Raw genomic sequence first — 15,818 nt, 5'->3', positions numbered from 1 at the left:
TGCCCGGGCACCCCAGATAGTGACACGCCAACGACCACCGTCACGAGTGAACCCCACGCTGACAGTCCTTCCAGACGGGCACAAGAGAACCCCAGATAACTGGAGGACTTCGACTACGACGCGAACCCGAACGTCTCCCCGGAGACCGTGTCCGCGCTCAAGAGCCCGACCTGGGTGCGCGAGGGCCGCCCGCTGGTGCTGATCGGCGACTCCGGCACCGGCAAGTCGCACCTGCTGATCGGGATCGGCACCGCGATCGCGGAGGCCGGTATGACGGTCCGCTACACCACTGCGACCGCCCTGGTGAACGAGCTCGCCGAGGCTGAGGCCCACAAGAACCTCACCGCTACCATCGCCCGCTACACCAAGGTCGACCTGCTCTGCCTGGACGAGTTCGGCTACCTGAACCTGGACAAGAAGGGCGCCAAGCTGCTGTTCCAGATCTTCACCGAGCGCGAGGAACGCAAAGCCACCGCGGTCGCATCGAACGCGCCGTTCGGCGAGTGGGACAAGACGTTCACCGACCCGCGGCTCTGCGCGGCCATCGCGGACCGGCTGACCTTCCGGTTCACCCTGATCGAGACCGGTATCGAGTCCTACCGGCTGGCCGCCACTGAAGCCGAGCACCAACCGAGCCGCTGACCAGCCGAGCCGGGAGCGGAGGACCGGCGGTCGAGGTGACGCGATGTCACGGCTGCCCGCCGAGCCCGAGCTTCTTCACCCCGAACGGGGAGAAGACCATATGGGCAGCCCAGCCGTGGTGGATGAGAGCGATCTGGGAAGGCACTGGCGTCACCGGATAGATGGCCTTGCCCCGCGACCAGTTCGCGAGCAGGCCCTCGGTGGTGTCGACCGCGGAGACGACCATCGTCACCTGGAGCTTCCCGTCGCCCCACGTGTTCCAAAGGGCCCACCCCTCGGGCCGGGCCTCGACCCCGAGACGGGCGCACGCCTCCTCATAGGTCTCCTCCATGCCGTCCGGCATCGCCCCGGGACGCAGAATCACCACGCCCGCGAGTTTCAGCTCGGGGCGATCCGCCTCATCATCGAGGCAGCCGTCCCCGGGGAAGTGGTAGTGGCGAAGCCCCCGGGCCAGCGCGTTCACCGCCCGTTGCAGGGGCGTCGCGTCGTCTGCTTCGGGCTGATACGAGAGCCAGCCCTCGGCCGAGGCGGCACCCGCGACCACGCCGGCCAGCCGTTCTATTTCTCGCAGGTGGTCGAGTTCGGAGAGTTCAGGTCGCGTCACGGCGGCCAGTCTCGCAGCGGCGCACGGCCGGGGCATCCCAGTTTCCACGCGCCTCGGACACGAAACCGGGCCCTCGCCGGCCGGGCCTGTCAGGGGCCGACCCGAGAGGACCCGGGACCGCCAAACTACCGAGGAACCGCCACTCGACCGCGGCTGCCATGCCGACGTGGACAAAGGTCACCCGATCGGGGTGGCTCTGAAACTCGTTGCCGATCATGAAGACACCGAGCCCCGCGCCCCGTCCGTGATCACGAAGTGGCTCCCGAACTCGCCGTCCCAGTGGCTCTCATTCAACCTGTCGAAAACACTCGTGCTCACCGAGCATGCCGCAGCCGGAGATCTCTGGTTGCCCGACGGCCGCCGGGAGGAGCTTGCGGAGACGATCGTCCCGACCGGGAACCTGCTGCGGCTGCGCTCCCAGCCGGCCTCGGAAGGGCGCCCGGATTCCCTGCACGACCGCCAGGCACGCCTCCTCGGTGACCTGGGCCAGGAGACGCTCCGTCGGTTGCGCGTTGCCGTCGTAGGGCTCGGTGGTGTCGGCAGCATCCTCGTCGAGGAACTCGCCCGGCTGGGCGTGGGTGAGCTCGTACTGATCGACGACGAGACTGTTGAGAAGACGAACCTTCCCCGGCTCGTGGCTTCTGAGCTCGGGGACATCGGGCGGCTCAAGACCCAGCTCGCCGCGCGCAACGCCCGGCGCGCCAACCCGGACATCCGCCTGACCGAGATCGCCCAGCGTGTGGAGCGTCCGGAGTCGCTCGAGGAGCTCGTTCGCTGCGACTGGATCTTCCTAGCCGCCGACGGTGATGCTGCCCGCCATTGGGTGAACGCCGCCGTTCAGCAGTACCTCGTCCCGGCTACCCAGGTCGGAGTCAAGGTTCCGCTGACCCCTCAGGGGGAGGTGGGACAGATCCACACCGCCACTCGCCTCGTGCTGCCCGGCGCGGGATGCCTGTGGTGCAACCGGCTCATCGATCCGACCCGCTTGGCCATCGACATGCACCCCGCCGAGGAACGCGAGGCAGCGCAGTACATTCCCGGGGTCCCCGCACCGAGCGTGATCACCCTCAACACGCTCGCAGCCGCGGAGGCGGTCAACCACTTCGTACTCTCGGTGGTCGGCCTCCACGACGAGGAGGGTGACTTCGCCTCGGTCATCCACCGACCTCGAACGCGCCAGCGCGATCTTCAAAATCCTCGTCAGGATCCGACCTGCCGACGGTGCACATCAAGCGGGCAGCTCGGGCTCGGACGGCGGGGAAGCACACCGTTCTGAGCAGCAGCACGATCGAGTTCCACTCGTTAGGCCACTCGGAGGCGTTCCAGCAGTTCGGGAACGCCTCCGACCTGTTGGTAGGGCCTGAAGGCGGGAGCGAGTTCACGGACGAGGGTGACGCAGCGTTCGGCGCCGATGCGTGTGGCGAGGTCGAGAGATTCGGTGGTGACGGCGAGGGCCTGCTTCGGTGTCGCTGGACTGCAGAAATGCCTTGGCCTGGTAGGTGAGGAAGATGCCACAGGTCTTGTCGTGGGTGCCGGGCAGGAGGGCCATGCCTTCGGCGATCCGGGTGCTGGCCTCTGCTGGGCGGCCGAGGTCGAGCAGGCACTGTCCGGAGTCGACGGCGAGGTCAGCGGGGCTCATCCAGGCGCACCAGCCGGGCGCAGGGGAGGTGCTCTCGGTGGAGAGCGCGGTCTCGGCGTCGGCGAGGTCCCGGTAGCAGGCCGAGCGGTTGTCACCGGGGGCGGCGTAGGCGCGGGCCCGGCGTGGTGTGCATGGGCGAGATCGCGACGGAGTTCGCCGTCTCGAGGCCGACCATTTGCCACCACCTGAAGAAGCTCCGAGTCGGGCTGCTCGCGTCCGAGCGCCGGGCCAACGAGGTGTTCTACCGGATCCGGCCCGAGCGACTCGGTGGAGTCATCGGCGTGCTGACCGGGTCGGGGCTTCCAGGGGGTGCCGCCGTGCCAGTGGGGTGCGACGGATCCGCTTGAACCGGAGCGCCGCAGACACCTGCTGTGCAACGCTGGCGGGGCGATCGGGCGGGCACCGCCCAACGAGCGAGGGTGGCCTGCGTGGGCAGCAAGGTTCCAGTCCTGGTTGTGGACACGACCGAGTTCTTCAGTGACCTGAAGCTGAAGCGTTCCCCCTGGGAGCAGACTCTCCTGAGATCGAGTCGCGGACACTGGCAGCTGTGGATTCCGCAAGTAGCCGTCCAAGAGGCTGCCCGCCACCATCGCAAGGAGGCTGAAAGCCACCTGGCTGCCGCGGAGAAGGCGCTGAAGGGGCTTCAGCGGACCGGCAGCATCGGATCGAGCCAGCTGCCCGAAATCCATGATCTGCTGGAGCCGTACAGGGCCGTGCTCGGAGGCTACGAGGCGTGGCTTGTCGAACGGCTGAAGGCGGCCGGCGCGCGGATTCTCCCACTGCCGAAGGTGCCTCATTCGGACCTGCTGGAACGCGCACTTGCCGAGAGGCGGCCGTTCCGCATCAAGGATGACGGCAAGGGCAAGAGGGGTCCAGACGGCTACCGGGACGCCTTGATCTGGGCGAGCGTCGTCGAGGCTGCGGGCGATCTCGGCGGCCACGACACCCTGGTATTCGTGACCAACAACAGCGGCGACTTCTGCGGGACGAACCCGGCGGAACTCCACGACGACCTGCTTGCCGATCTCCCGATCACACCCCAGACGATCAGATACCCGAGCCTGGAGGATGCCCTCAAGTCCATCCCGGAACCGAAGTTCGTAGCCCCCGTGGATCTCGCTGCTGGACCCGCCGACGACATGGACGGGCAACCACCACTGGGTGAGGTGATGCGGGAGGCCGTCGCTGGCGCGTGCGACGGCCTAGCGGGAGAGGACCTCGGCCTGGCCGACGACGACGAGGCCAGGGGCGGGCTGATCCTCTCGAACCTCCGCCTTCCGACGGGGGTGGATCACGTAACCATCGACGAAGCCCTACCCGATCTGCTGACCACCGACTGGTCGATCTACGACCGCTACGAGGACGGCCTGGTACTGGCCGAGGTCACGGTCGAAGCCGATGTGTCATTCGAGGCATTCATGTACAAGAGCGACTACTACGCTCACGACCCCGCGGAACGGATCTCTCTGCTTGATGGCGATTGGAACGACCACATGGTCCGCGTCGGCCTCTCCAGGAATGTCCAGCTGACGTTCCATGCAACGATCGACCCAGAGACGAACGATGTCGAGTTGACGTTTGAGGGCGGCCAAGGAATCGACAGCGAGACCGTCGGCACGCGCACCGGTTCGTGACACGACGGGCCACCCGGGAACGTTTCACTGGCGTTTCGTCCCTGACTGAGTGGCTCAGATTCCGCGCAGGTCGGGGTGGTCTCACCGGTGAGTCGGCGGGTCATGAGATTGATCAGTGCGATGTGGATCACAGCTTCGGAGCGACCGGGGAGGGCTTCGTAGTCTCGGGCCAGACGGCGGTGGTTCATGACCCAGCGGCGCGGCTGCACGACGAATCCCCTTATGGCTGGGCCGCGTTGGACGTTCTCGGCTGACCAGGACGCCGCCGTTCACTCGCGCCGAGGGCCCGACCGCATCGCAGTCGGGCCCTCGGGTATCAGGTCAGATGATCTGAGCCGACGCTCGCTCAGGCCGCGTCTTCGTCAGGCTCCTCCGGGCCAGATCCGACGTCGCCCCACAGAGCCGCGCCGATCTTCCTGCCGACCTCGTTCAGCATCGGCTCGGTGACGTGCTGGTAGCGCTGGGCCATCGAGGTCGAGGACCAGCCCATGATCGCCATGACGATCCGCTCCGGGACACCGAGCAGGAGGAGGACGGTCGAGGCGGTGTGGCGGGCGTCATGGAGGCGGCCGTCACGGATGCCGGCCTCGCGCAGGAGCCGCTTCCAGTGGTGGTAGTCGGTGCTGGGGTTGAGCGGCTCGCCGGTCTCCGAGGTGAAGACGTAGCCCTTGTCCGTCCAGAGGTCGCGTGCGAGGGCCCGTTCGCGGTCCTGCTCCTCCTTGTGCTGCCGGAGGATCACGACGAGTTGCTCGGGCAGCGGCACCGCGCGTCGCCCGGCTCGGGACTTGGTGTCCTTGGTCTCGCGGCGGATCGGCTCCTTCTTCGGGCAGAAGCCGGGCTTGCGCCCGCAGCGGTCGCCGCAGCCGTGCCGGTACTTGGGCCGCAGCCGGCCACGCTTGACCCAGGCGACGCCTCGGGCGAAGTCGACGTCCTTCCACTGGAGTCCGAGCACCTCGCCCTGACGCAGGCCGAGGGCGAGCGCGAAGATCCAGCGGGCGGAGTTGCGGCGCTTGCGCGCCGTGTCCATGAGCGCCTGGACCTCCTCGATCTCGAACGGCTCGACCTCCTCCTCTTCAAGCTTCGGGGCCTTGGCGATCGTGGCCACGTTGCGGGTGAGGTGGTCGCGCCGCAGGGCCTCGCCGAGGGCGACACGGATGGTGCGGTGGGCCTGGTGGGCGGTACCGGCGGCGCTGCCGGCGGCCTGCATCTTCTTGTAGAAGCGCTCCAGGTGCTCGGGCTCCAGCTTCTCCAGGCGGTGCGCGCCGAGGCCGGGGAGTAGGTGCACGCGGACAGCGACCTCGTATCCGGCGTACGTGTTCTCGCTGACGGTGCCCGGCACGATCTCGGTGATCCAGTGGGTCAGCCACTTGCCGACCGTCCACTTCTGGCCAGCCTTGGGCACGGTGCCGTTGTCGCGCAGCTTCTCCAGCTTGCGGACCTTGGCCGTGACCTCAGGGCGGGTCTTGGCGCTGACGTGGCGGCGGTCGGGAGTGCCGTCGTCCTTGACCCCGACAGTGACGCGGCCGTGCCAGCGGCCGTCGCTGCCCTGGTAGATCGAGGAGTCGCCGTTGGGCTTGCGGGTGTTCGCCATTCGGTTTCCCCCGCTCAGGCCGCGAGCGCGACGGTCGAAGGGGCAGCCTGCGTACGGGCGGCCACGTACTCCTTGAGCGCCTCGGCAGGCACCCGGCGGAGACGGCCGATCGTCACGGACGGGACCTCGCCCGAGGCGACCAAGGCGTACATGGTCGTCCGGCCGACGCCGAGACGACGGGCGGCTTCCTCCACGGTGAGGGCGACGAGCGTCGGGTCCGGCACCTCCGTGCCGCAGTTGGCGACGAGGGCAAGGAGCTGGTGCTCCGTGAGGCCGATTGCGCCGGCAAGGCGCGCGAGGGACAGGGGCGTTTCAGGCATAGGTGTTCCTCCCAGCGGCGCGGGGCAACGCGCCGCCGTGGCGACTGTTGGGATGGGCGGTGGGTTGATGGACTGCCGGGCGGCCCTCGACGTTCGTAGCGCCGGGGGTCGGGCAGCGGGGTAGGTGGTGGGCGGGGCGGGCACACTACGGCGGTCTCGGCTCGGAACCTAAAACGATCTTGGACGCATGGGCCGGGTCGAGCGTTTTAGGTTGCGAGCCGGGTCGCGGCGATGATGCTCCGCGAGGCCGTCGATCCCCGAGCTGGCGGCCCTCAGCGTTCGTAGCACCGAGGGTCGGGCAGCGGGGTGGTGGGCGGGACGGGCACACTACGGCGGCCCCGGCCGGAAACGAAAAAAGATCTTGGGCGTGCGCCGGTCTGGCCTTTTTAGGTTTCCGGCCGGGTCGCGGCGAGGATGCCCCAGGCAGCGAGCTGGGCGGGCTCGCTTACCGGTCGACCGAAGGATCCTTGCGGAGCGGGTCCCACTGGGAGTTGGGGGCCGGGTACCAAGTGGGCTCGGCGCCGGAGGGGCCGAGGTCGACGCCTTGGGCTTCGAGCCGTTCGGCGATCTCCTCGTACGTGCGCAGGGCCTCGTCGTACCGGGCCTTGGCGGCCTGTTCGAGGTCGTGGGCGGTTCTCCACTCCTGCTCGGCCTTCTCGACGGCGAAGCCTGCTTCCTGCAGCTCGTAGTCCGGTTCGTCCGGGCCAGCCACGGCTTCGGTCATGAAGTTCGCTGGCGGGACGCTGAGTGCCTTGGCCAGGCCGATCACCTCGTCGAAACGGACCGGGCGGGTTCCGTTCTCGATCTTGGCGACCTGGGTCTGGTGGAACTTGAAGCCGAGCCGGGTCATGCGTTCAGCCACGTCCTCCTGGGAGAGGCGGGCGGCCTTGCGCAGGACCTTCAGGTTGTGGGCCACGAGGGCCTCGCCCTCCAGGGCCTTGTACCGATGCACCATGGGGTTGACCATACCAACCTCCTTCCAATTGCGAGCGGGCGCGACGCGACAACAGGAGCGACTTTAGCAGCATGAAAACCCCAACCGCCAAGCGGTTGGCTGGACCTTCACGACACCTTCACGAATCAGACCGGCCAGCATGAATGCCGAGAGAGGTTGAGATCCTCATGCGCTAATCGCTTGACAAGGGACCGACGTCCCGCTACTTTCGACCATGCCAGCATGAAATGACCAACCGAGAGGAGGTTAAGTCGGGCCGGGCGCCAGCCCGAATGCCCCCAGGAAAAGCGAAGCCCCCGGCGCTACGAACACCGGGGGCTGATCGAAAACCTCGCCACCGCCCATCCCAGGACAGTCGACCTACGGCGGACCGGGTTGCCCCCCGGAGCCGCCGAGTGAGGATCTCCATGACCGAGGTTACTGCCTCCCAGCCCCACGCCACACCCCTCGCAGCGGACAAGCCCGCTGTCGCATGGCCGCCCGTGGCCAAGGCCGGCGAGCCCGGCACCTACCTGCCCGCCCAGCAGGCCCTCGCGTCCACAGCCTGTGGACGCGACGCCGAGGCGGCGCCTGCCGAGCCCACCGTCCCGGACGGGACCGACCTGATGCCCGACACCGAGGTGACCGAGGGCGCCGACCTGCTCGCGCAGCTGAGGGCCCAGGTCGCGAAGTTCGTGATCCTTCCCTCCGACCAGGCCCTGGACGCCACCACGCTGTGGGTCGCCGCAACCCACCTGCAGTGCTCGTGGCAGCACGCCCCGCGCCTGGCCGTGGTCGGCCCGGCCAAGCGCTGCGGCAAGTCCCGCCTGCTCGACGTGCTCGCTGAGACGGTCCACCAGCCGATGCTGACGGTGAATTCTTCTCCGGCCGCCATCTTCCGCACGATCAGCGAGGAGCCGCCCACCCTGCTGGTAGACGAGGCGGACACGATCTTCGGCAGTCCGAAGGCGGCGGAGAAGAACGAGGAGATGCGCGGCCTGCTCAACGCCGGGCACCAGCGCGACCGCTACGTGCTGCGGGTGGTCGGCAACGACCACACCCCGCGCAAGTTCCCCACCTTCGCCATGGCGGCCATCGCCGGCATCGGCGACCTCCCCGACACGATCATGGACCGCTCGATCGTGATCCGCATGCGCCGCCGAGCCGAGGGCGAGCGCGTCGCCCCGTACCGCACCCAGCGGGACCGGCCCGCCCTGCACGCGATCCGCGACAAGATCGCCCGTTGGGCGGCACCGCTCGCTGACCAGGCCCTGCGCCTGGAGCCCGCCATGCCGGTCGAGGACCGCGCCGCCGACACCTGGGAACCGCTGGTGATCATCGCCGACCTCGCCGGAGGCCCCTGGCCCCGCCTGGCCCGCCAGGCGTGCAAGCGCATGGTCGACGCCGAGGTCCAGACCGAGGAGGACAACCCCGGCAGCGCGCGGATCCTCGCGGACATCCGGCGGATCTTCCACGCCGCCGGTGAGCCGGACAGCATCGCCACCGACCAACTGCTGTTCAACCTCAACGGCGACCCCGAGGCCCCCTGGGCCGAGACCAGCCGAGGCGGGCTGACCCCACGCGGCCTCGGCGCGATGCTCCGCGAGTTCGGCATCTCCTCCGGCAATGTCCGCATGCCCGACGGAACCCAGCGCAAGGGCTACCTGCGCAACAAGTTCCTCGACGCCTGGCGGCGCTACTGCCCCGCAGTCCACCCCGTGAACGCCGCAGCGGACAGCAGAGGCTGACCACCCTCCCCGAAATGCCGTCCCTGCCGTCCCAGCCGTAACACCGCAGGTCACCGCACCTGCCGCCAAGACGAAACGGCACCCCAAGACTGCAACGGCACCCGCACCAAGACGGATCAGGCCCACGCCAAGACGGCAGCCGTCCACTTCCACCAGCGGCCCGCCGCCGCCCACGTCCGGGGCGCGAGCGGCGGGCCCTGGCCGGGACGGGAACCACATCCGTCTTGTGCCGTCCCAGCCGTCCCTGCCGTAAAACCGCAGGTCAAAGGCCATGGCTTCGGGACGGATACGAGTCCCAAGACGGATACCGCACCGTCCCGAACCCGAACTCCGCCGTGTCCACGGCACCACCCGGGCAGCCGAGCCCGCCCCGGCCCAGAGACCGTCCCGCAGCACCAAGACGGCAAGACGGCAAAGACGGCAATCCCACAAACCACCACCGCCCGACCCGCGAGGACCACCTTCCGCATGACCGCCACCACCTCACCGCGTCTGCCCCGCCCGGACGCCGTCCTCGTACAGGCCGCCATCGCAGGCGCCCTGTCCTTCGCCCACCTCCACGACATCGCCGAAGCCGCCGGACAGCACGGCTGGAAAGCCTGGGCCTACCCCGTCTCGGTCGACCTGCTGCTCGTCGCCGCCTGGCACCGCATGCGGACCCTGCGCACCACCGGCCGCCCCGCCGGCACCGCCTGGACCTGGTTCGCCATCGCCCTGACCGCCTCCCTCGGCGCCAACGTCGCCACCGCCGGACTCCTCGACCTCGCCCACGTCCCCGCCTGGCTGCGGATCCTGGTCGCCGGATGGCCAGCCCTCGCCTTCTTCGGCGGCACCCTCCTCGCCCACAACACCACCACGACCGCCACCGCACCGAAGCCCGCCGAGGGCGAACTCCCGCTCCGCGAAAACCCCGAGCCTGCACCGGCAACCGAGTCCGCACCGGTGACGGACGCGGAGCAGGATGACCTGCCCGTCGACGAACCGATGCTCGAGCCCGACGACGATGTCCGGCCCGACAGCCGGAAGCCGGTGGTGGGCACCAAGCGCACCGGCCGCAAGCCCGCCGCCTCGATGGACAAGCTGGCCGAGATCGTCCGGCCCGCCGTCCAGGAGCACGGCCCCACCCAGGCCGTGATCAAGACCGCCCTGCGCGAGGCCGGCATACCCATCGCCAGCGACCGCCTCGGCAAGCTGACCCAGCGCTTCAAGGGCGAACAGGCCAGGCAGCAGGCCGACACGCAAGCCAGCGCCTCGGCGCCCTGACGCCCCCGCCGCTCGCCCGAGCACCGGCCCGCTTCCGGACCGGGCGAGCGGCCCCTCACCGAAGCTGACCGACGCTCACCGGAACTCCCCCAGCGTCCATCCGGAGACCCCGGAAGTCCTGAACCGGCGACATCTACACCGGAACTCCGGCACCGCCAAACCCCTCTTCCGCCGGACCATCACCCCGCATCCGGCGAACACCCAACCAGCCGACAACCACCTGCCCCCACAGAAGAACCGGAAGATCCCCGTGCCCGACCAGCAGCACCACCTCGCCCCTGCTTCCGCCACGCCCGACCAGGACGCCCAGCCCCGCGGAACCGGTAGCGACAAGCCCGGACGTGGTGGCATATTCGCCCTCGTCAAGCAGGCCCTGCCCTGGACCGGCCACGGTCACGACGACGACGGAGCAAGCTGGGGCAAAGTCCACAACGCCGTTGGCGCCGCGGACTTTGCGCTTGACTCCGCCCCAGGGGTGGCGGGGCAGGACCGGCGCGAGGGCGCGCCGGACCAGGAGGTCATGACCGAGGGCGGCCATGACCAGGACGAGCTTCCCTCGCACCACACCGAGCCGCTCAACGACATCGACGCCGAGCGTGCCGCCGCCGACGACCACATCGTGCGTGAAGCGCCGACCGTGACCCCTGCCGAGTTCATCCACGAGCGCGTTCCGGTTCTCGACCGCTTCGTACTTCCGGTGGACGACACCTCGCTTCCGCTTGCGAAGCGCCTGTACCGTCCGCGTTCCGGAACCAAGCGCGATGACCAGGTGACGTGCTCGGTCGAGCCGGCCGAGAAGGAACTGCTCGACTTCGTCGCCACAAAGCTCAAGCGCTCTCGCTCCGCGTTCCTGGCGGATTCCGCCATGAGCGTCGCCCTGGCGTACATGAGGACCGGCCGCCGCGACGCCTTCGTCCCCATGCCCGACTACGAGGCCATCACCCTCCTCACCGAAGCGATCGGCACCCACCAGCGCGCGATCGACCAGGCCGGCAACAACCTCAACCAGCTCATGGTCGAGGTCTACAGCGGCCCAATCCCTGAGCGCGCCATGAAGGTCCTGGCCGAGCTCCACGCTTGCGCGACCGAGGCCCGTCACGCCTACCAGCGCGTCCTGCCAGGAGGCCGCCGTGGTGCCTGACGTCTCCACCGGCTCGCGCACCCGCGGCCTGCTCTCCTACCTCTTCGGCCCCGGCCGACGCGACGAACACACAGACCCGCACATCGTCGCCGCGTTCGCCATGCCCGGCCTGCCCGACCCCGGCCGAGCCCCCCTCGACCAGCACCACCAGCTCCTCGACCAACTGGCTGACTACCTCGACCAGCCCGTCCGCGCCCGCGAGAGGCGCCTGGGCGCGACGGTCCCGCAGCACGTGTGGCACTGCCCTGTGCGCACCGCCCCGGGCGACCGCTACCTCACCGACGCCGAGTGGGCCGAGGTCGCCCGCCGGATCGTCCACGCCACTGGCATCGCCCCCGATGGCGACGACAAGAGCTGCCGATGGATCGCCGTACGCCACGCCGACGACCACATCCACATCATGGCCACCAGCGTCCGCGAGGACGGCCGCCGCCCCCGCAACAAGCGCGACGGCCAACGCGCCCAGGCCGAGTGCCGCAAGATCGAGAAAGAACTCGGCCTGCGCCAGCTCAACTCCGGCGACCACACCGCCGCCCCCATGCCCACCAGTGCCGAGCAGGCCAAGGCCCAGCGCACCGGCCACCAGCAGACCGCCAAGGAGTGGCTGCAGGAACAGGCCCAAGCCGTCGCCGCCGCCGTCCGCGACGAGCAGGAGTACTTCTCCACCCTCACCGCCCTCGGCATCCAGGTCCGCTACCGCATCGGACCCGAGAGCGGCGAAGTCATCGGCTACAGCCTCGCCCGACCCGGCGATGCCAACGCCCAAGGCGAACCCGTCTACTTCGGCGGCTCCAAGCTCTCCCCCGACCTGTCCATCAACCGCCTGCGCGAACGCCTCGCCGCCCAGCAGCCCACCACGCCCGCACGGGGCACGGTCGAACCGGACCGCTGGCGACAGGCCGAGACCACCCTGCGGGAGACCGCCCGCTTCGCCTACCAGGACCAACACCACCCCGACGTGCCCGACGTCGACGCGTTCGACACCGTCGTCCAGGCCCAGGCCGCCGCTTTCGGCGAACTCCTCCACACCGCGGCCCTCACCGCACCCGCCCACACCCGCGCCGAACTACGAGCCGCCGCAACCGCATTCAACCGCGCCACCCGATCCAAGGTCCGTGCCGAACACCAGCAGGCCGCAGCCCTGCGCACCGCCGCCAAGCAACTCCTGCACACCGCCGGCTCCGGCGAGGACGGCGCCACCGCCGCCGCCCTGCTGTCCACCGCCGTCTTCGTCGTGATCGCCATCGCCCACTGGCACCAGACCCGAGGCCACCAGCAACAAGCCCACGCCGCCCAGCAAGCCCTCGTTCACCTGCGAACCGCCTACCGGGCGACCGCAGAACCCGTCATCGCCGACCTCACCCGCCGCACCCCAACCGTCAAGACCACCGACCGACTCGCCGCCCACGTCCACGCCGCCGTCCCCGACCACGCCCAGCGCATCCTCGCCGACCCCTCCTGGCCCGCCCTGGCCACCGCCATCGCCCAGGCCGAATCAGCTGGCCAACCACCCCGCCGCGCCCTCGCCGAGGCCGCCCAACACCGGGAGCTGACCACCGCCGACCGCCCCGCCGAAGTCCTCCTCTGGCGCCTGCGCAACGCCACCGCCGACCGCATCGACCAGCGCGCCCAGGCCGCCCGCGCGCGCACCACCAGCACCACCACGAAACCCACTATCACCACACCCACGGTGCCGACCGGCACCAAGCCCACCAACGACCCCACCCGCCGACGCTGATCACCTCACCGAGGGCTCACGTGCCCTGAACCGCGCCCCCAAGCCACACGAACGCCCGTGCCACAGATGTCGGTTCGATGTCTTCTCCGGCGGCCGGGAACCATCCCGGTCGCCGTGCGTCTTGTGTGCTTGCCAACCGACACCCGAGACCGAAGGGCACCACTTGACCAACCCCAGCACCGACCACGGCGGTCACCACAGAGCCGTAATCCGCGCCGTCCCCCACGCCGGCGAACTCGACGCCCGCGGCATCCCCATCACCTGCCCCAACTGCCGTGCCCGCCGGGACTGGCTCCTCCTCAACGTCCGCCGCCAGGTCTTCGTCCGTTGCCGCTGCGCGGCCAGTTCTGTGGACATACGCTGTGTTGCCCGAGGTCGTGTTGCGGCTGACGGGTGGCGTGTGTCGAGTGAGTGGCGGCTCTTCTGGGTCGGTGATGGAGTAACTCCGGCTGCCGATGGACCAGTTGCCGGATGGCAGGATCTGTCTGAGCGCGAGCTGGCGCTGGGTCTACGTGAGCGGCAGCCGATTCCGCAGCAGCTCAGTCGAACCTGACGCCGCACAACGGAGCGGCGGGATCACGCGGGTACCGCTGCTCCTCTGCCCATATCTGGCAACCTTGCAGGTCGCTGAACCATTTAGGAGGGGACCCCGCTGTGACCGAAGTGCTGCTCAGCTCCGGCAACGCCGGCGACGACGATGCCGACCGCGAGGCTGTCGAACAGGAGCGCGCCAAACTGCGGGGGTTCGTCGAAGGGCTGAGCGCGGACGAAATCAAGTCGGGCGGCTGGTTCACGAAACTCTGCGCCCAGGCGCTGCGGTCGTACACGGAGAAAGCCACCTGGGAGTACTTCCAGCAGAAGTACAAGGGCGTGCCCGCCGACGGTATCGTCAGGCAGCAGATCAAACTGGCGGCAAAGAGCGCCATGATTGAAGGCGGGATCACCTCCAGCCTCTACACCGGAACGATCGCTGCGACCATCGGGTCGTTGGGTGGCGCCAGCCCCGCCACTGTTCCGGCCGGTGTCGTCACGTTCATGGTTGACCTGACGTACATCACCCAGCTGCAGATCCGCCTGGCCTACGACATCGCGGTGATCTACCGGATTCCCCTGGACGTGGACGATCCCGAAGACGTGATGAAGCTCGTCCGGGTGGCATTCGGCATTAAGGCCGGAGAGGTCGCCCGCGGCAGTCTTAAGTTCGTACCCGGCCTGGTTAGGCAAGCCCTCAAGAAGTACTACTCTGGTCCGGTCCTTGCTGCCGCGAAAAGCCTTCCGTTCGTCGGGAAACACCTCCTGCAACGAAACATCATCAAGTTCGGCATCCCCGGCGTCAGCATCCCCCTCACCATCCTCGTGAACCGCTACACGACCGTGGCCGCCGGACGCCACGCCAAAACCGTGTTTCGTGACGAAGCGGAGGTGATCGAGCTCGCCGACACTTTGATCCGGCGTACGCGGCACCTGCAGCTGATGCTGTGGGTCGCGTGGCTCGTCATCAATGCGGACGGCAAGATCACTGACGCCGAGAGCCTGCTGTTCCAGCGGCTGACGCGGCTTGCGCGGGAGCGGCATCAGGTCGATGACGAGCAACTCGCCAGCGTCATCACCATCGACCCGGACGAGGTATGGCACCGCATCGACGCCGAGCCCGGGGACCTCAGTGACGTTGTCTACGCCGCCGAACGGATCGCCACCGTCGATGGGGACCTCAACATGCACGAGAAGGCAGTCATCGCCGAGCTACGGGATCGCTGCCAGGGACACTAAATCCGCGGTGTGCAGACCCCACGAAAACTGAGGTCTACCCCACGGCAGGGCCGCCAGGGTCACGTCCCGCGTGGTGGTGGAATCTCTGTGTGCTGACGTTCCGTCGGAGCGAGGTTCCCGGATCGGGGTTCGCGGAGTGGCCCGCTGCCGTCCTCGGCGCAGGTTGCGGTGAGGATGCGGGCCGTCGGCCGGGCGCCGGACAACGGGTTCCTAGCCGCTGACCAGGGCCTACTCCAAGATCGCTGCTACACCACTCGGCGGGACGCCATCGCCGCCAGCAATGTCGTCCGTCGCTGGCACCACTCCGAGGCCGTGGGGATGTCGGTCAAGTCGTCGAAGAGGAGGGTGCCTTGGGCGGCATTGGCCCCCGCGCCCTGGTACCGTCATCGGCCAAGCGGCAACACGCGAAGACCGTCCGCAGAAGCCAAATGGCACGAGCCCGACCTCTCCCGCGCCTACTTCGACCTGCACTTCACTGCTCCCGAACACGAGTGGGACGACTACGACACCGCCATGCGGGCACTCGCCTTCGACGGCCTCCTGGCCGGAGCGACCTGGAACCTGGAATGAGCAACACTGTGTGCCGGCACACCACTCCGGTGTGTCGGCACACAGCATGACAACCACAGCTCAATAAGGACCGTAACGGCGCAGGTTCGAGACAGGGCTACTCAGGTTGAACTCGCCTTGTCGTAGGTGGTGACGGACCTTGATCCCTGCGGTACGACATTGGGGTGCGATACGCGCAGGGGGGCGGGTTCACTGCCCGGGAGCAAGAGCGTCGGGAGCGGGTG

14 protein-coding genes and 2 pseudogenes are annotated in these 15,818 nt (G+C 68.8%); 10 read left to right on the top strand and 6 right to left on the bottom strand.

The features are described 5' to 3' along the window. Window positions 1-99 precede the first annotated feature (99 nt). A pseudogene (locus tag QSK52_RS38135) lies at window positions 100-642 on the top strand (ATP-binding protein); the annotation flags it as partial. A 46-nt stretch (window positions 643-688) separates the two neighbouring features. Here QSK52_RS38135 and QSK52_RS38130 read toward each other — a convergent pair. Then, window positions 689-1,246, bottom strand: a complete 558-nt coding sequence (locus tag QSK52_RS38130; RefSeq protein WP_285740881.1) for a hypothetical protein — start codon at window positions 1,244-1,246, stop codon at window positions 689-691. Window positions 1,247-1,412: 166 nt separating this feature from the next. On the opposite strand from QSK52_RS38130, the gene QSK52_RS38125 reads away from it, so the two are divergent. Beyond that, the gene (locus tag QSK52_RS38125; RefSeq protein WP_285740880.1) at window positions 1,413-2,522 is read left to right on the top strand and encodes a ThiF family adenylyltransferase; all 1,110 of its coding nucleotides are present in this window, start codon (window positions 1,413-1,415) and stop codon (window positions 2,520-2,522) included. Window positions 2,523-2,624: 102 nt separating this feature from the next. Here QSK52_RS38125 and QSK52_RS38120 read toward each other — a convergent pair whose 3' ends face one another. Then, on the bottom strand, window positions 2,625-2,885 hold the full coding sequence (locus QSK52_RS38120) for a hypothetical protein (RefSeq protein ID WP_285740879.1): 261 nt from the start codon (window positions 2,883-2,885) through the stop codon (window positions 2,625-2,627). Window positions 2,886-3,016: 131 nt separating this feature from the next. Here QSK52_RS38120 and QSK52_RS39635 point away from each other — a divergent pair, with 131 nt between their 5' ends. Both QSK52_RS39635 and QSK52_RS38115 read left to right on the top strand, forming a co-directional pair. Next, window positions 3,017-3,232, top strand: a complete 216-nt coding sequence (locus tag QSK52_RS39635; protein WP_352230360.1) for an ArsR/SmtB family transcription factor — start codon at window positions 3,017-3,019, stop codon at window positions 3,230-3,232. Between the two features lie 81 nt (window positions 3,233-3,313). Next, on the top strand, window positions 3,314-4,519 hold the full coding sequence (locus QSK52_RS38115; RefSeq protein WP_285740878.1) for a PIN domain-containing protein: 1,206 nt from the start codon (window positions 3,314-3,316) through the stop codon (window positions 4,517-4,519). Between the two features lie 68 nt (window positions 4,520-4,587). Here the strand turns inward: QSK52_RS38115 and QSK52_RS38110 are convergent. The 4 genes and pseudogenes from QSK52_RS38110 to QSK52_RS38095 all read right to left on the bottom strand — a co-directional run. Continuing rightward, window positions 4,588-4,767, bottom strand: a pseudogene (locus tag QSK52_RS38110) (IS5 family transposase); the annotation flags it as partial. A 98-nt stretch (window positions 4,768-4,865) separates the two neighbouring features. Then, window positions 4,866-6,110 (bottom strand): tyrosine-type recombinase/integrase, encoded by a 1,245-nt coding sequence (locus QSK52_RS38105; RefSeq protein WP_285740877.1) that lies wholly within the window; start codon window positions 6,108-6,110, stop codon window positions 4,866-4,868. Between the two features lie 14 nt (window positions 6,111-6,124). Next, window positions 6,125-6,430, bottom strand: coding sequence for a helix-turn-helix domain-containing protein (locus tag QSK52_RS38100; protein ID WP_230055129.1), 306 nt, complete (start codon window positions 6,428-6,430; stop codon window positions 6,125-6,127). A gap of 445 nt (window positions 6,431-6,875) precedes the next feature. Next, window positions 6,876-7,385, bottom strand: coding sequence for a helix-turn-helix domain-containing protein (locus tag QSK52_RS38095; protein ID WP_285740876.1), 510 nt, complete (start codon window positions 7,383-7,385; stop codon window positions 6,876-6,878). 605 nt (window positions 7,386-7,990) lie between these two features. Between QSK52_RS38095 and QSK52_RS38090 the strand changes: the two genes are divergently transcribed. The 6 genes from QSK52_RS38090 (at window position 7,991) to QSK52_RS38065 (ending at window position 15,594) form a co-directional block, all read left to right on the top strand. After that, window positions 7,991-9,112, top strand: coding sequence for a DUF3631 domain-containing protein (locus tag QSK52_RS38090; RefSeq protein WP_435053483.1), 1,122 nt, complete (start codon window positions 7,991-7,993; stop codon window positions 9,110-9,112). Window positions 9,113-9,580: 468 nt separating this feature from the next. Beyond that, on the top strand, window positions 9,581-10,375 hold the full coding sequence (locus QSK52_RS38085) for a DUF2637 domain-containing protein (protein ID WP_285740874.1): 795 nt from the start codon (window positions 9,581-9,583) through the stop codon (window positions 10,373-10,375). A 250-nt stretch (window positions 10,376-10,625) separates the two neighbouring features. Next, window positions 10,626-11,516 carry a hypothetical protein gene (locus tag QSK52_RS38080; protein WP_285740873.1) on the top strand — a complete coding sequence of 297 codons (891 nt, stop codon included), beginning with the start codon at window positions 10,626-10,628 and terminating at the stop codon, window positions 11,514-11,516. Continuing rightward, the gene (locus QSK52_RS38075; RefSeq protein ID WP_285740872.1) at window positions 11,506-13,254 is read left to right on the top strand and encodes a relaxase/mobilization nuclease domain-containing protein; all 1,749 of its coding nucleotides are present in this window, start codon (window positions 11,506-11,508) and stop codon (window positions 13,252-13,254) included. The genes QSK52_RS38080 and QSK52_RS38075 overlap by 11 nt, the downstream gene beginning before the upstream one ends. A 654-nt stretch (window positions 13,255-13,908) precedes the next feature. After that, entirely contained in the window at window positions 13,909-15,024 is a 1,116-nt protein-coding gene (locus QSK52_RS38070; RefSeq protein ID WP_285740871.1) for a hypothetical protein, read from the top strand. Between the two features lie 318 nt (window positions 15,025-15,342). Beyond that, a complete protein-coding gene (locus QSK52_RS38065) occupies window positions 15,343-15,594 on the top strand; it encodes a hypothetical protein (RefSeq protein WP_285740870.1) in 252 nt (83 codons plus the stop codon). The last annotated feature ends 224 nt before the right edge of the window (window positions 15,595-15,818 follow it).

This window comes from Kitasatospora phosalacinea, assembly GCF_030268885.1.
In the GTDB taxonomy this organism is placed as follows: Bacteria; Actinomycetota; Actinomycetes; order Streptomycetales; family Streptomycetaceae; genus Kitasatospora; species Kitasatospora phosalacinea_C.
Note: the sequence above shows the minus strand (reverse complement) of the source record. Positions and strands in the feature narration are given on the sequence as shown.

Coding starts and splice junctions, on each gene's coding strand:
- QSK52_RS38085 (WP_285740874.1), top strand. CDS start 9,581: ATGACCGCCACCACCTCACCGCGTCTGCCCCGCCCGGACGCCGTCCTC.
- QSK52_RS39635 (WP_352230360.1), top strand. CDS start 3,017: ATGGGCGAGATCGCGACGGAGTTCGCCGTCTCGAGGCCGACCATTTGC.
- QSK52_RS38100 (WP_230055129.1), bottom strand. CDS start 6,430: ATGCCTGAAACGCCCCTGTCCCTCGCGCGCCTTGCCGGCGCAATCGGC.
- QSK52_RS38105 (WP_285740877.1), bottom strand. CDS start 6,110: ATGGCGAACACCCGCAAGCCCAACGGCGACTCCTCGATCTACCAGGGC.
- QSK52_RS38065 (WP_285740870.1), top strand. CDS start 15,343: ATGTCGGTCAAGTCGTCGAAGAGGAGGGTGCCTTGGGCGGCATTGGCC.
- QSK52_RS38090 (WP_435053483.1), top strand. CDS start 7,991: ATGCCCGACACCGAGGTGACCGAGGGCGCCGACCTGCTCGCGCAGCTG.
- QSK52_RS38120 (WP_285740879.1), bottom strand. CDS start 2,885: ATGAGCCCCGCTGACCTCGCCGTCGACTCCGGACAGTGCCTGCTCGAC.
- QSK52_RS38095 (WP_285740876.1), bottom strand. CDS start 7,385: ATGGTGCATCGGTACAAGGCCCTGGAGGGCGAGGCCCTCGTGGCCCAC.